Source organism: Microbulbifer mangrovi (genome assembly GCF_002009015.1).
Classification (GTDB): Bacteria; Pseudomonadota; Gammaproteobacteria; order Pseudomonadales; family Cellvibrionaceae; genus Microbulbifer; species Microbulbifer mangrovi.
Window position 1 is genome coordinate 60,904 of the sequence record NZ_LZDE01000344.1, and the last position, 14,234, is coordinate 75,137.

11 protein-coding genes are annotated in these 14,234 nt (G+C 56.6%); 8 read left to right on the forward strand and 3 right to left on the reverse strand.

Annotation, left to right across the window (positions count from 1 at the left end):
- Positions 1–780: 780 nt before the first annotated feature.
- Positions 781–1,662 (forward strand): hypothetical protein, encoded by an 882-nt coding sequence (locus tag B4U49_RS17055; protein ID WP_143735719.1) that lies wholly within the window; start codon positions 781–783, stop codon positions 1,660–1,662.
- Between the two features lie 100 nt (positions 1,663–1,762).
- Here the strand turns inward: B4U49_RS17055 and putA are convergent, their stop codons facing one another.
- Positions 1,763–4,921, reverse strand: a complete 3,159-nt coding sequence (gene putA / locus B4U49_RS17060) for a bifunctional proline dehydrogenase/L-glutamate gamma-semialdehyde dehydrogenase PutA (protein ID WP_078085812.1) — start codon at positions 4,919–4,921, stop codon at positions 1,763–1,765.
- 139 nt (positions 4,922–5,060) lie between these two features.
- Between putA and B4U49_RS17065 the strand changes: the two genes are divergently transcribed.
- The 6 genes from B4U49_RS17065 to B4U49_RS17090 all read left to right on the forward strand — a co-directional run bounded on the left by B4U49_RS17065 (position 5,061) and on the right by B4U49_RS17090 (position 9,260).
- Positions 5,061–5,564 (forward strand): Lrp/AsnC ligand binding domain-containing protein, encoded by a 504-nt coding sequence (locus tag B4U49_RS17065; protein WP_078085813.1) that lies wholly within the window; start codon positions 5,061–5,063, stop codon positions 5,562–5,564.
- Positions 5,565–5,609: 45 nt separating this feature from the next.
- A complete protein-coding gene (locus tag B4U49_RS17070; RefSeq protein ID WP_078085814.1) occupies positions 5,610–6,548 on the forward strand; it encodes a DMT family transporter in 939 nt (312 codons plus the stop codon).
- Positions 6,549–6,619: 71 nt separating this feature from the next.
- The gene (locus tag B4U49_RS17075; RefSeq protein ID WP_078085815.1) at positions 6,620–7,777 is read left to right on the forward strand and encodes an acyl-CoA dehydrogenase family protein; all 1,158 of its coding nucleotides are present in this window, start codon (positions 6,620–6,622) and stop codon (positions 7,775–7,777) included.
- Between the two features lie 46 nt (positions 7,778–7,823).
- A complete protein-coding gene (locus B4U49_RS17080; RefSeq protein WP_078085846.1) occupies positions 7,824–8,144 on the forward strand; it encodes a YidH family protein in 321 nt (106 codons plus the stop codon).
- Between the two features lie 29 nt (positions 8,145–8,173).
- Positions 8,174–8,920, forward strand: coding sequence for an AzlC family ABC transporter permease (locus tag B4U49_RS17085; protein WP_078085816.1), 747 nt, complete (start codon positions 8,174–8,176; stop codon positions 8,918–8,920).
- Positions 8,913–9,260 carry an AzlD domain-containing protein gene (locus tag B4U49_RS17090; protein ID WP_078085817.1) on the forward strand — a complete coding sequence of 116 codons (348 nt, stop codon included), beginning with the start codon at positions 8,913–8,915 and terminating at the stop codon, positions 9,258–9,260. The genes B4U49_RS17085 and B4U49_RS17090 overlap by 8 nt, the downstream gene beginning before the upstream one ends.
- Positions 9,261–10,029: 769 nt before the next feature.
- On the opposite strand, the gene greB is transcribed toward B4U49_RS17090, so the two are convergent.
- Together greB and B4U49_RS17100 are read right to left on the reverse strand one after the other, a co-directional pair.
- The gene (gene greB / locus B4U49_RS17095; protein ID WP_078085847.1) at positions 10,030–10,545 is read right to left on the reverse strand and encodes a transcription elongation factor GreB; all 516 of its coding nucleotides are present in this window, start codon (positions 10,543–10,545) and stop codon (positions 10,030–10,032) included.
- Positions 10,545–12,530 carry a S9 family peptidase gene (locus tag B4U49_RS17100; RefSeq protein ID WP_078085818.1) on the reverse strand — a complete coding sequence of 662 codons (1,986 nt, stop codon included), beginning with the start codon at positions 12,528–12,530 and terminating at the stop codon, positions 10,545–10,547. The genes greB and B4U49_RS17100 overlap by 1 nt, the downstream gene beginning before the upstream one ends.
- A 195-nt stretch (positions 12,531–12,725) precedes the next feature.
- Between B4U49_RS17100 and B4U49_RS17105 the strand changes: the two genes are divergently transcribed.
- Entirely contained in the window at positions 12,726–14,225 is a 1,500-nt protein-coding gene (locus tag B4U49_RS17105) for an alanine/glycine:cation symporter family protein (RefSeq protein WP_143735720.1), read from the forward strand.
- Positions 14,226–14,234 lie beyond the last annotated feature (9 nt).

Sequence of the window (14,234 nt, forward strand, 5' to 3'; positions counted from 1 at the left end):
GAGAAATTATTACGGGCAGAATTTAACATTTTTAAATTTTTGCGATCTTTTGTTATACCCCTTTTGCTTTTATTTTTTTATGGGATACGAATATAAAATTATATCGATTAGCTAGTAGGGGCTATTGTTAAAAAAATAAAAAAAACTATAAGCCGTTTTTACCTGTTCCCCAATAAGTATGCATTTGGGGTATGTAACTTTATTGAGCTTGTCTTGAATGCCGCACTACGCACTAGTAGAAATTCGGCGTAAAAATTGAGTGTTTTGATATCAGGTTCTTCGATGCCTTATGGCTGTGACGTTTGCTGCATTCTGGCGGGTCGCAGCATGCGCCGTTTTTGCTTAATCACAACTTTTTTCCTAGTGAATTAAAACTTCCCTCCCATGGCGACTAATCCGGCTCGACTCAAAACTGAATACCGATTGTTCATTATTCGAGCTTGTTGTACGAAATAAGATCGGTCCCTACAAGGTAAGACGACTAATTCATCCTGTGCAGTAGTTTTGCTGTCACTCGCCGGTTGGCTTCAGTTAGTGCAGTCCTTGTCTGTCGTAGCAGTTTTCACCTGACAATTGAGATAGCCGCAATATGTTCAAAGCTACTGCCATATGGCATTCGGTTTTCTGCCGTTTGTTTTTTGGGGTTCGCTTTGACATTCGCAGTCAGCTCATCGGGAAATCTGTAAGTCGCGAACGTTAGGTGCGGGAGAGCACCTGTGTAATCGGATGGCGATCACCGCAATATCGTCAACCGAGGTGTTGATGTTCAAGGAGATATTCATGAAGACGTATACCCCGATAGCCGCAGTCATGGTTTTTGCCATCAGCTCGGCAGCCATGGCTGAAAATAATACCGCCGTACAGGTGCAGATCGGCGCAATGAACAATGCAATTGCTGATCAAGAAAGTCCGCTCTCATCCGATAATTTCATTCTGCAAACCCAATTCGGGTACAGGAACAAAGCTGAAGCAATTCAGGATGGCACTGAAACTGGTAGTGCGATCTTTCAGACCCAGTTCGGACAAATGAACAGGGCATCTTCCTTGCAGGAGGATGGTTATGACAATTTGACGAGTGTTCTACAGGTAGGCACCAAAAACAAAGCGTTCACTTTTCAGGTGTTGACGGTGGGTGATCACGCACTGGTAGACCAGTATGGCGAGTTCAACCGCGCTGAAGTAAGTCAGATGTGGGGCAACTACAACCTGGGCTCGATCAAGCAGGATGGCACTGGTAACAAAGGTTGGATTGATCAATGGGCCAGCGAGTATTCGATAGGTTTGATTGAGCAGCACGGCCAGGATAACCGCGCCCGTACACAACAGTGGGGCACGTTGGGCTCGCATTCATACACTTATCAGTACGGCACCGGTAACCGGGCCAACGTTACCCAAACAGCCTTCTATAGTGACTCTTTGATCATTCAGCACGGAGAGTACAACCGTGCTCGGGTTGATCAATTTGGTGTAGACCTCAGTCAAGTGACACTGCAGGTAGGTATTGGTAACAAAGCCGTGACCATGCAGGAAGAGTATGGGCACAAATCCTTCACAACCCAGTTGGGTGAATACAACGTTCATCACACCACGCAGCTTGGTTACAATGAAACTGCGGTAGCCACTCAGTTTGGTGCGGCAAATAAAGGCGTGATTAATCAGTAACTAGCGTATCTAAATCGCAAGTCTTTTAGTTGCCAAGAAAAACGGGCGCGGCTCTTTCGAGCGCGCCCGTTTTTTTGCTGCAACGCTAATGTTGAGAGCGTTACTCTCCTAACGTAAACAGTTGTGTGTTGCCGCCCGTGGCAACAATGTTAACGGTTTTGGTCTTTTCGTTTGCGAAGCGGAACAGGTAGTGTGGACCACCAGCCTTGGGGCCAGTGCCGGACAGGCCCATGCCGCCGAACGGGTTGACCCCGACCACAGCACCGACCATATCGCGGTTTACATAACAGTTGCCCACATCAATGCGCTTGAAGATGGCGCCGGCGCGGCCCTCGATACGGGAGTGCAGACCGAAGGTCAGGCCATATCCGGTGGCGTTGATGCGCTGAATCACATCTTCGAGCTCTTCCGCCTTGAAACGCACTACGTGCAGGAAGGGGCCGAACACTTCGCGCCTCAGCAGGTTGAAGTCCTCGATCTCTACTACTTGCGGGCCGAAGAAGGTACCGATCTGCGGACGCTTGGCTTCGTCAAAAGCAAACAGCGGTTTGGCTTCCTGCTGCATGCGTTCGCTGTGCTTCTGCAGCAGGCCGAGCGCTTTCTCATCGATCACCGGACCGATATCAGTTTCCAGCTTGGAAGGGTCGCCCAGGGTCAGTTCGTCACAGGCGCCTTTCAGCATGTTCAGCAGGTTGTCTGCGATTACGTCCTGCACGCAAAGAATGCGCAGCGCGGAACAGCGCTGGCCGGCGCTCAGGAAAGCGGACTGGATGACATCGTCCACCACCTGCTCGGGCAGGGCGGTGGAGTCCACGATCATCACGTTCTGGCCGCCGGTTTCGGCGATCAGTGGGACGATGGGGCCGTCTTTGGCTGCCAGCTGCATGTTGATGTGCTTGGCAGTTTCAGTGGAGCCGGTGAAAGCCACACCGGCAACCCGCGGGTCGTCCAGCAGTGGTTTACCGATGGCGGCACCGGTACCGGTTACCAGATGCAGAATTTCGCGGGGTACACCGGCTTCGTGCATCAGCTGTACTGCGCGGTGGGCGATGCAGGGGGTCTGCTCGGCGGGCTTGGCAAGTACACCGTTACCTGCAGCAAGGGCCGCAACCACCTGGCCGGTGAAAATCGCCAGCGGGAAGTTCCACGGGCTGATACACACGAACACGCCGCGGCCGCAGAGGCTGAGCTCATTGGTTTCGCCGGTGGGTCCGGGCAGTACGGTGGGCTCACTGAAGTGCTTGCGCGCACCGTTGGCGTAGTAACGGCAGAAGTCCACCGCCTCGCGCACTTCCGAGATGCCGTCGTTAAGGGTACGGCCGGCTTCGCGACAGATGATTGCAACCAGTTCGTTGAGGTGCTGTTCGTACAGGTCGGCAACCGTGTCGAGAATCTTCGCGCGCGCGTCACCGCCCAGGCGGTTCCAGGCGCGTTGGTGCTGCTGCGCGGAGGAGTAGGCTTTCTCAATCAGCGCAGGATCCGTATCGGCGGTATGGCCGACGGTTTCGCCGGTGGCCGGGTTGCGCACGGGCTGGTCACCGGAAATGGACTCGCCCGCAATGATCGGGCCGCCTTTCCAGGAAGCGCCGCTAGTGGCGGATACCGCCTGCATCAGTGGCTTGGCGGCGACGGGGTCGGTCAGTTCAATGCCGCGGGAGTTTTTGCGCGGCAGAGCTTCGTGGCCGATATAGATGTCCGCGGGGACCGGGATTTCCGGGTGGCGGTACGGGTTGCATGCTTCGCTCAGCTTCAGGGTATCGCGCACCAGTTCATTGACCGGGGTTTTCTCGTCCATGAAACGGTTGACGAAGGAGCTGTTGGCGCCATTTTCCAGCAGGCGGCGGACCAGGTAGGGCAGCAGGTCTTTGTGTGCGCCCACTGGAGCGTAGACCCGGACCGGGACGCGCTTGCCGTGTACTTGTTCGATCTGGTCGTAGAGCAGGTGGCCCATGCCGTGCAGGCGCTGGAATTCATAATCGTTGGCGTCGCCCGCCAGTTCCAGGATCAGGCCCACGGTGTAGGCGTTGTGCGTGGCGAACTGCGGGTAGATGGCATCGCGGCCATCCAGCAGTTTTTTCGCGCACACCTGGTAAGAGAGGTCGGTGTGGCACTTGCGGGTGTAAACCGGGTAGTCGGACAGACCCATCTGCTGGGCGTGCTTGATCTCGGTATCCCAGTAGGCACCTTTTACCAGGCGCACCATCAGTTTGCGTCCGGTATCGCGGCCCAGCGCGATCAGCCAGTCCGCCACGTGCGGGGAGCGTTTCTGGTAGGCCTGCAGTACAAAGCCGAGACCCTGCCACGCTTTCAGCTCAGGATCGCGCGCCAGTGCTTCAAATACGTCCAGGGAAATATCGAGGCGATCCGCTTCCTCGGCGTCAATATTGAGGCCCATATCGTATTTTGCCGCAGCCGCGCAAAGCTCTTTTACCTTGGGTAGCAATTCATTCATCACGCGGTCGCGCTGCAGTTCGCTGTAGCGGGGGTGCAGGGCGGAGAGCTTGATGGATATGCCGTTGGCCTCGACAACGTCGCGTTTGGTGTTGTCCGCACCGATGGCCTCGATGGCCATCATGTAAGCGTCGAAGTACCGCTGGGCGTCCGCCATGGTGCGGGCACCCTCACCGAGCATATCGAAGGAGAAGCGGGTGCCGGGCTTGTTTTCCGCCGGACCGCGCTTGAGCGCTTCTTTAATGGTACGGCCAAGCACGTACTGGCCACCCATGATCTTCATGGCCTGCATCATGGAGGTGCGGACCATGGGCTCACCCATGCGACTGACCAGCCGTTTCATCCAGGTGGATGGCTTTTCGGTAATATCCGGATCCAGCTCGACAATATTGCCGGTCAGCATCAAACCCCAGGTCGAGGCATTCACGAACAGGGAGTCTGACTGGCCGCGGTGACTGGACCAGTTGCCGGAGTGCACTTTCTCGGCGATCAGCTTGTCGGCGGTGTCGGCGTCCGGCACCCGCAGCAGGGACTCGGCCAGGCACATCAGTGCCACGCCTTCCTTATTGGAGAGGCCGAACTGTTGCAGGAAGGCATCGAGGGTGCCGCGCTTGCTGCGCTGTTCCCGGGATTTGACCACCAGCTCGCTGGCGGTGGCGAGGATCTTCTCCCGCAGGGCCTCTCCCGGGCGCGGTGCGGCCAGTAGCTCGCTGACGCACTGGTTTTCGTCGGCATGCAGGTATTGGCGGGCCTTCTGGCGGGCGTTGTGCAACTCTTCGGTCAATTTGCCGGCGAACTGTTTAGACATGTGGACTCCCAGACTAAAATAAGGTGCAGGATAAAAAACCGGATTATGTGGTAAATGTCCCAGAATTAATCGCCATTCTTCCACGGAGTGTGGTTAAATATAGGGCTTATTCGGTTAATCACCAGTAGGGTATTTTGTTATGTCTCGGAAATTGGAAGATCTGGACCGCATTGATCGCCAGATTCTGCGCATTCTGCAGCGCGCTGGCCGCCTGCCCAACGTTGAGCTGGCCCGCCGGGTTAACCTCAGCCCCACGCCCTGTCTCGAGCGGGTGAAGCGCCTCGAGCGCGAGGGGTTTATTCAGGAATATGTCGCACTGCTGGATCCGCTGAAAGTGGATGCGGGCCTCGTCGTGTATATCCAGGTATCCCTGTCGGACACCGCCACAGAGACGCTCGAGGCATTCAACAAGCATGTTTCCGGTCTCGAAGAGGTTCAGGAATGTCATATGGTCGCCGGTGGTTTCGATTACCTGGTGAAAATCCGTATTAAGGATATGCTCGGCTACCGTCGATTCCTCGGCGAAAAGCTGGCGTCGGTACCCGGTGTGCGTGAAACCCACACCTATGTCGTCATGCAGGAAGTGAAGACCGATACGTCGGTTGCCGTGCCTGATCCTGAACCCAAGTCCGGCAAGCGATAGTCCGTTCCGACCTGAGTAACCCATGCTGTATTTGGATCGAGTCTAGTGGATCGAGCGGAATCCTTGCCTGCCACCAGCGCGGCCAACCGCCGCGCTACGCTGCTGGCGCTGGCTGCTGTACTGTGCTGGTCTACTGTGGCGAGCGCCTTCAAGCTGTCACTCCAATACCTGACTCCGTTACAGCTGGTCAGCATTGCCTCGGTGGTGTCGGCCGTGTTTATGCTGGGCGCGATCCTCTGGCAGGGGCGAACCGCGGAAATTGCCCGCAGCTGGAAGGCAAACTACCACTGGTATATTGCACTCGGTTTTTGCAATCCTTTCCTTTATTACCTGACGCTGTTTCACGCCTATGAACTGTTGCCAGCGCAGCAGGCCCAGCCTCTGAATTACACCTGGGGCGTCCTGCTGGCGCTGTTGTCAGTACCACTCCTCAAGCAAAAGCTGCGCCGTCAGGATCTCCTTGCCGGACTTGTGTGTTACACCGGCGTGCTGGTCATCGCTACCAGCGGCAATCTGCTCGATTTGCAGTTCGAGCAGCCCTGGGGGGTGGCACTGGCGCTGCTCAGCACCCTGATCTGGTCCTGTTACTGGCTGCTGAATACCCGTATCGGAGGCAATGCAGCGGTGAATCTGTTCCTCACCTGTTGCTGTGGACTACCGTGGCTTGCCGCTACGCTGCTATGGCAGGGGTGGGGAGAGGGCTGGCAGTGGCCGCCACTGGCGGGCTGGCTCGGAGCCCTGTATGTGGGCTTGTTCGAGATGGGTATTGCATTCCTGCTCTGGCAAGCGGCAATGATGACCTGTGACAATACCGCCAGAATCAGTAATTTTATTTACCTGTCGCCACCGCTTTCACTGCTGTTGATTGCGCTGCTGGTCGGTGAAAAAATCCAGCTTGCCACCATTGCCGGCTTAGCACTGATCCTGCTGGGAGTGGCGATACAGCAGGGCGCTTTAAAGCGGCTGCTGTTGAAACGTTCCTGATAACACCAATAACGAATCGCACACCAGAGTAGTGGGCGAGTATTACCTGCGAGAAAAGAGGTGAGAGCATCATGAATTTTGCCCTGAGTGAAGAACAGCAAATGATCCAGGACGCCGCGCGCCAGTTCGCTGACAGTGAGCTGAAGCCCGTCGCTGCAGAATTGGACAAGACCGGTAACCGGACGCTGTTTCTGGACAAGCTGAAGCAATTGGCAGAGCTCGGCTTTATGGGAATCAATATCGACCCGGATTTCGGCGGCACCGGTGCCGGTACTGTTGCGTTCAGTCTGGCCATCACGGAGCTCGCTCGCGGTTGTGCATCTACGGCAACCACTACCTCTGTTACCAATATGGTGGCGGAAGTCATTCAGGCTAAGGGCACCGAAGAACAGAAGTCCCGCTACCTGCCGAAAATTTGCAGTGGCGAATACCCTGCAGGCTCTTTCTGCCTGACCGAATCCGGTTCAGGTTCGGACGCCGCTGCGATGCGCACCCGCGCAGTACGGGACGGCGACGACTATGTGTTGAACGGCAGCAAGCTGTTTATCAGCAGCGCCGAGTTTGCCGGCATTTTCGTGGTGTGGGCAGTGACCGACAGCAGCGCTTCCAAAGGGAAGGGTATCTCCTGTTTTCTGGTCGAAGCCGGCACTCCCGGGCTGGTGGTCGGCAAGGCGGAAGAGAAGATGGGGCAGAAGGCCTCCGTCACCAACGAAGTCTCTTTCGAGGACTGCCGCGTGCCCGCAGCCAATATGCTGGGGGAGGAGAATCGCGGTTTCCGTATTGCTGCCGGTGAGCTGGCCGGTGGCCGTATCGGCATCGGTTCTCTGGCGTTGGGAATCGGACTGGAAGCGCTGGACTGCGCCCGCGCTTATCTGCAGGAGCGGGAGCAGTTCGGCAAACCCCTGGCCCAGTTCCAGGGACTGCAGTGGCAGCTCGCGGACAAATACACCGAACTGGAAGCTGCGCGCCTGTTACTGATGCAGGCAGCCTGGCAAAAAGATGCGGGCGAGCATTTCGGGCCCGCGGCGTCGATGGCAAAACTTTATGCGGCGGAAAAGGCCAATGAAGCCTGTTACGTGGCGCTGCAGATGCATGGTGGTGTGGGTTATACCCGCGAGTTCCCGCTGGAGCGGATGGCGCGGGATGTACGTATTACCACCATCTATGAAGGCACCAGCGAAATTCAGCGACTGATTATCGCGCGGCATCTGCTGGAAGGTGTACGCTAACCCGCCGACACCGACCGAGATCGCCATTTCCGAACTGGAGTCGCATATGATTCGCAATTTTCAGGAGCATGCCGCCAATGAGCGGACGTTTCTCGCCTGGATTCGTACAGCGACAGCGGTAGTCGGTTTTGGTCTCGCGATTGGGCGCCTCGGTGATCAGCTGCCCTCGCCGTGGACCGAGATTGCCATGTTGATTTCCGGCGGTCTGGTGATTCTGTTGGCCTATCTGCGTATGCGCAGCAAGCAGCGGGAAATCGATAGCACGACCGAGCAGGCCCGGGAAGAGCGACCATTCGACCTTCTGCTGCTCGCCCTGGTCTGCAGTATGTTTGCGCTTATCGGTTTTTTTACCCTCCACCTCGTATAGCCGTCCTGACGCATTAAAGGATTGAATTCTTGAGTTTACAGATTGCCTCAACTGAAAGCCGCTCATTGCTTTTGGGAGCACGTGAGGCTATCCCCTTGCTCGGCGGTTATATACCGGTTGCGATCTCGTTCGGTCTTATCGCGATTCAATCCGGGTTCAGCGGCTGGGAGGCTGTGCTTATTTCGACGCTGGTGTATGCCGGCGCATCTCAGTTTCTGTTTGTGGCCATGGTCGCGTCCGGCGCGCCATTATGGTTTGTGGTGCTAATGACGCTCCTGATTAATGCGCGCCACGTCGTATATGGGCCGAACATTGCGCCCTGGCTGAATAAAAACCGGTGGTGGCCGTGGCTGATGCACGGCCTTACGGACCAGATTTTTGCTTTGGCGCTTGTGCGTTTGCCGCAGCTCGAAGCGCGCGAGCGTATGGGGTGGTATATCGGTGCGTCGATCGTTGCCTGGTTCAGTTGGATTGGTGGTACGGCGCTGGGCGCGGTTGCCGGCAAAGAGCTGACACAACGGTGGCCATTGCTTGGCGAGATTATGCCGTTCGCGTTGCCGGCATTGTTTCTCGTGCTGCTGGCGCCACGGTTTGCCTCGAGACTGTGGGCCATTACCCTCGGTAGCACGGCGATTGTTGCGTTGTTGTTTGCGGTGAGCGGCATGAAGAATGCGGGCATCCCTATCGCTGCGGTGTGTGGTGCGCTGGTGTATTACGGACTGAGCTCGCTGGTGCGGAATAAGGTGCAGCGGAGCAGGGGGGCACGAGATGGATAGCGAACTCTGGATTGCTCTGCTGGCAACAGCCATCGGCACGTTTCTGATGCGTGCTCTGCCCCTGTTGTGGATGCAACGTCATCTGGTCCGCAAGCAGGCTGGTAATTCGCTGGATGCGATGCCGTCCTGGCTCACTGTACTGGGACCATTGATGATCGCGGCGATGTTTGGTGTGTCGCTGGTACCATCAAAGGTCAGTACGCAGGCATGGCTGGCTACCGCAATCGGCACGCTGGTTACTTACCTGGTGTGGAAGCGCACGAATTCGCTGGGTTGGCCGGTATTTGTCGGTGTGGTCGTGTACGGCGGAGTCATTCTGCTGGCCAATGTCGCTGCCTGACAGGCTAGCCGGTGTTGTGGCCGGAACACAGTGAGTCGATTCGTTTGGTGGCAAGTGCCACTGCTCCCCATTTTCCTGTCATTTCAGTTGGGTATCGGCTGAGGCGGTACTGTACATATCTTGCTACAGCCAGTGCATGCAAAAACCAGTATCTTGCACTGGATCGCGTGTATTCGCACTCCGGGAGTTTCGCTCCGGTTCCTACTACCAACATATTCCCCGCAACCGATCTGACGCGGCGGGCAATGAATGCCAGGCGCACTTTGTAGAAGGTGACTCGCCTGCAGTGGAATCCTTCCGTGTGCGCGCCCGGTTGATTGAGGAGGGCGAGAGCCTTTGCTTGTGTGCCGGTATAACACCGCCACCGCATTTCTTGATCGTTGGCGGTGGCATAGACGCGAGACCTTTGGCGGCGATGGGCCATTAGCTGGGGTGGCGGATCAGCGTGTGGGATCCGCGTCCGGCCAATGCCTGGCGTGAGTATTTTCCCGACGCGGATGAATTACTGAGCTGCCCAGTGGATTCGCTTGCGGATTTTGTAACTGGCCAGAAAGTTAGCGCTGCAGTCTTGATGAGTCATAACGTGGAGCTGGATGCCAGCGCATTGTCTGTGCTGCACGGCTGTCACAGTTTGATGGTCAGAATATTGTCTGCGGCGTATATGGCGATCGACGAGGGGTGCCCGCGGTTTTCGGGGCACCACACTTGTCGTTGTTGCAAAAGCTTGATGGGGACAAGGGCGCTCGCATTCTCCTGAATAGCGGCGAGCTTAATCTTCAGGGGCAGTTTCCGGGTATTCGATCTCGCAGATGAAATAGGTCACCCACTGCTCCATCTGTTGAATTTCCACTTCATCGTCGAGCCGCTTGCCCAGCAGGGCGCGGGCGACTGGCGAATCCATCGAGATCAGCCCCTCTTTCACATTGAACTCGTCGGGTCCGACGATACGGTATTTCACTTCCTTGCCGTCTTCGTCTTCCAGTGTCACCCAGGCGCCGAAGAAAACCTTATCGCGGTCGTCTGGAATTCGGTCCACCACGGTAATCTCTTCAAGGCGCTTGGTTAGGAAGCGTACCCGGCTGTCGATTTCCCGCAGACGTTTCTTGCCGTAGATATAATCTGCATTCTCCGAGCGATCCCCCAGTTTGGCGGCATCACTCACTGCCTGGGTAATGCGCGGACGCTCCTGTTCCCACAAGAATTTCACTTCCGCGCGCATCCGTCGCGCACCTTCCGCAGTGATGTAACGTGAGCCTCGAGGGCGCGGTGGTCTCCAGCGGCCCATCAGGAACATTCCTCGAGATTGTGGATTTCAATCCCGGGCCCGGGGGTAGGTAGGGGGAAGCCGAAGATCCGGCTATAAAATTCCAGTTCTCCCTCTAATGCCATCTTGATACTGTCCGCACTGCGGAATCCGTGGCCCTCTTCGGCAAACGTGATGTAAGCGACCGGCAGGCCGCGGTCTTTCAGCGCGTCAACCATGGCCTCGGCCTGGTTCGGTGGCACTACCTTGTCCTCCATGCCCTGGAAAAAGATTACCGGGCAATTGAGCTTTTCGATGTGCTCGATGGGAGAGCGCTCGCGGTAGACGGATTCGGCTTGCGGCCAGGGGCCGACCAGTTTGTCCAGGTAACGGGATTCAAATTTGTGGGTGTCCCTGGCAAGGGTGGTGAGATCGCCGATCCCGTAGTGGCTGGCTCCAGCGGAAAAGGTATCGTGGAAGGCGAGGGCGGCGAGCACGGTATAGCCGCCGGCGCTGCCGCCTTTGATCAGCAGTCGCTCAGGATCTGCAAGCCCTTTTTGAACCAGGTATTCCGCGCCCGCACACACGTCTTCCACATCGATAATACCCCAGTTGTCTGCCAGGCGGTCGCGGTACTCGCGACCGTAGCCGGTGCTGCCTGAGTAATTGACATCCAGGATGGCGATACCACGGCTGGTCCAGTACTGAATCTTCAGGTTGAGTGCGGCGGAAGTGGCGCCAGTGGGGCCACCGTGGCTAAACACGATCAGCGGCGGCAACTCGCCGGCGGGTGCGCTGAACTGGGAATTGGTGGGGGAGTAGTAAAATCCGTGTACTTCCCGTTCCGCAACTTGATAGCTGACCGGTTCTGCACGTGCAAAGGTGGATTTGGGCAGGGCGAGGTTTCCACTTTGGGCAATGGATTGAAATTGCCCGGTTTCCGCAGAATACAGGGAGATTTCAGGTAACGAGTCTGCGCTGCCCGCAATCATCAGGGCTTTTCCCGATGCGCAACTGATGCTCTCGAAATCGCACCCGGGATGAGGGATCAGGTCCGAAGTACCATTTTTCAGGTTGACGATGGCCAGTTGCCAGAGCCCGTTTTGTGTAAAGGTACAGAAAATCTGATCTTCGGCGATAAAATCGTAGGTCGACATGCCGAACACCCACTGAGGTGTGGCGAACTCCGCGGGTAGATTCCAGATCGGGGTGTCGCTACCCAACCGGTAAAGATTCCACCAGTTACTGCGATCAGAAACGTAATAGAGGTCGCCGCCGGGAGACCACTGCGGCTGGAAAATAGACTCATTGCCATCCCCCGCGATGCGTCGCGCCTTGCCAAAAGCCCCATCGACATCGAGTTCAGAGAGCATCAGTTCCGTGGTGTCCCAGGGCATATCCGGGTGGTGCCACTGCAGGAAACTGAGCCGATTGCCATCAGGGCTGATTCTCGGGTTGGAGTAGAAATCTGCACCTTCTGCAATGATTTCGTACGGGGCGGCTTCATCCGGAGCCTCAGTGCCTCGCAGGTCGATAGCGATAATACGGGCGACCGCTTCGCGGTCACTTTGTGACTCATCTTCCTGCACACAGATCAGGCGCTGGCGGGCTTGGTCGATGATCAGGTCGGCATAGTGGATATTACCTTCCGGGGTAATGGGTTCGGGTACCTCGCCATTTAATGGCATACGGTAGATCCGTTGATCTGCGGCCAGCACGAAATAGACCCAGCCATCAGCGACCGTATAGCAGCCGCCGCCATATTCGTGTGCCTTGGAACGCACACTTAATGGTGCTGGCAACAGGTCGCGGCGTCCAGATTGAGTATCGAACTCCACCAGTACCGAACGCCCTTTTTCTGCCGGCCTTGATTCGAGCCAGTAAGCGCGGTTTTCAAACAGGCGCGCTTCACTCAGACGAACATTGCCGGCGGTCAGTAAATCGGCGCTGATTGCAGAGCGCCAGCTGCCGTATGGCGCCTGTTCCGGCGTGTCATTTGATCGGGTATCCAGTGGGGTCAAAGTCATGTCTCCTGTCGCCTGTTTAAAACATCGAGCTGGCGTGAATGAACGCATTGTACGCCGGCGCGGGATTGCGGCAAATGCTGTGGCTACGTGCAACGCCGTTCTCATCGGCTGCTAGTCTTAATGTAGTTGCGTCATTCGGCGCCAGCCGTCCCTGGGAAAAAGATCCGGGGGTGGTTCACTATGGCGGAGAACGGTATGCAGGGGTTTTTGGACGGCTTGGCATCTCTGATTGGTTGGGGGAACAGCCTGACCTGGGGTGGGCTGGGCGGATACTGGTGGCTGGGCATCCTGATCGCCGCACTGTTACCTGCGGGGCTGTACTTCACGGTGCGTATGGGGTTTGTACAGTTTCGCTGCTTCGGCCACATGCTGCGTGTGATGGGACACAGTTTCCATAAGGAACATGATGACGCGGTGTCCTCATTTCAGGCATTTGCTACCAGTGCAGCAGCCCGTGTGGGCACCGGTAATATCGCCGGTGTGGCGGTTGCGATTACCGCAGGAGGGCCTGGCGCCATCTTCTGGATGTGGCTGGTAGCGATGGTGGGGATGGCGACCAGCCTGGTTGAAAATACCCTCGCGCAAGTGTTCAAGGAGCAGGGCGAGGTAGCAGGCACTTTCCGGGGTGGCCCCGCGTATTACATCGACAAGGGGCTGGGCAAGCGCTGGAAATGGTTGTCCATTGTCTTTTCCGTCTTCCTGATCATTTGCTTCGGATTCTTCTTTAATGCTGTGCAGGCCAATGCCATGTCCGAGGCGATCCACTCGGCGTGGGGGGTAAACCCGCTGCTGGTGGGTGTGCTGATTGCGATTTTGGCGGGCGCGATTGTGTTTGGCGGGATCAAATCAATCGGCAGATTCGCTGGTATCGTAGTGCCGATCATGGCCCTGGCCTACATCGCCATTGCCCTGTTTGTGATTGCGACCAATATCTCGCGTATTCCGGAAGTGTTCAGCCTGATCTTTGCCAATGCCTTCGGGATGCAGGAAGCGGGGGCGGGAGCGTTTGGTGCGGTGGTGGCCAACGGCATCAAGCGGGGTCTGTTTTCCAATGAAGCCGGTATGGGCTCATCGCCGAACGTGGGCGCGGTTGCCGATGTGAAACACCCGGTGGTACAGGGCTACGTGCAGATGGCCTCGGTGTTTCTCGATACCATGCTGATCTGTACCGCCACGGCAGCGCTCATATTATTGAGCAATGTCGAATTAAGCGGGGCGATGGAAGGGGTCACCCTGACCCAGGCAGCACTGGCCAGTGAGGTGGGCAGCTGGGGTAGCAGTTTTATCGCTATCGCGCTGATCTTCTTCGCGTTTACTTCGGTAATTGCCAATTACTACTATGCGGAAACCAATATTTTCTATCTCTGGCACACGCGCTTTTCCATATTCTGCTACCGGTTCCTGTATATCGTATTTATCCTGTTCGGCGCCTGGGTGGCCTGGAGCGGTAGTTCCGACAACTTCCAGCTGCTGTGGAATATGGCAGACATGTCCATGGGCTTTATGGCAACTGCCAACCTGCTCGCGATCCTGTTGTTGTCCGGGGTGGCGATCAAGGTGTTTGCGGATTACGAAACGCAGCGGAATCGGGGAATTGCAGAGCCGGTGTTCGATGCGCGACAGCACAATATCCCGGGTATCGAGCCGGATGTGTGGCAGGGTGGGCCACATACCCCGGGAGAGCATATGGAATAGGGCGGGGCG

Bases quoted from the DNA above. Each gene is read 5' to 3' on its own strand.
- B4U49_RS17055 (WP_143735719.1), top strand. From the start codon at position 781: ATGAAGACGTATACCCCGATAGCCGCAGTCATGGTTTTTGCCATCAGC.
- B4U49_RS17075 (WP_078085815.1), top strand. From the start codon at position 6,620: ATGAATTTTGCCCTGAGTGAAGAACAGCAAATGATCCAGGACGCCGCG.
- B4U49_RS17065 (WP_078085813.1), top strand. From the start codon at position 5,061: ATGTCTCGGAAATTGGAAGATCTGGACCGCATTGATCGCCAGATTCTG.
- putA (WP_078085812.1), bottom strand. From the start codon at position 4,921: ATGTCTAAACAGTTCGCCGGCAAATTGACCGAAGAGTTGCACAACGCC.
- B4U49_RS17090 (WP_078085817.1), top strand. From the start codon at position 8,913: ATGGATAGCGAACTCTGGATTGCTCTGCTGGCAACAGCCATCGGCACG.
- B4U49_RS17105 (WP_143735720.1), top strand. From the start codon at position 12,726: ATGCAGGGGTTTTTGGACGGCTTGGCATCTCTGATTGGTTGGGGGAAC.
- B4U49_RS17080 (WP_078085846.1), top strand. From the start codon at position 7,824: ATGATTCGCAATTTTCAGGAGCATGCCGCCAATGAGCGGACGTTTCTC.
- B4U49_RS17100 (WP_078085818.1), bottom strand. From the start codon at position 12,530: ATGACTTTGACCCCACTGGATACCCGATCAAATGACACGCCGGAACAG.
- greB (WP_078085847.1), bottom strand. From the start codon at position 10,545: ATGGGCCGCTGGAGACCACCGCGCCCTCGAGGCTCACGTTACATCACT.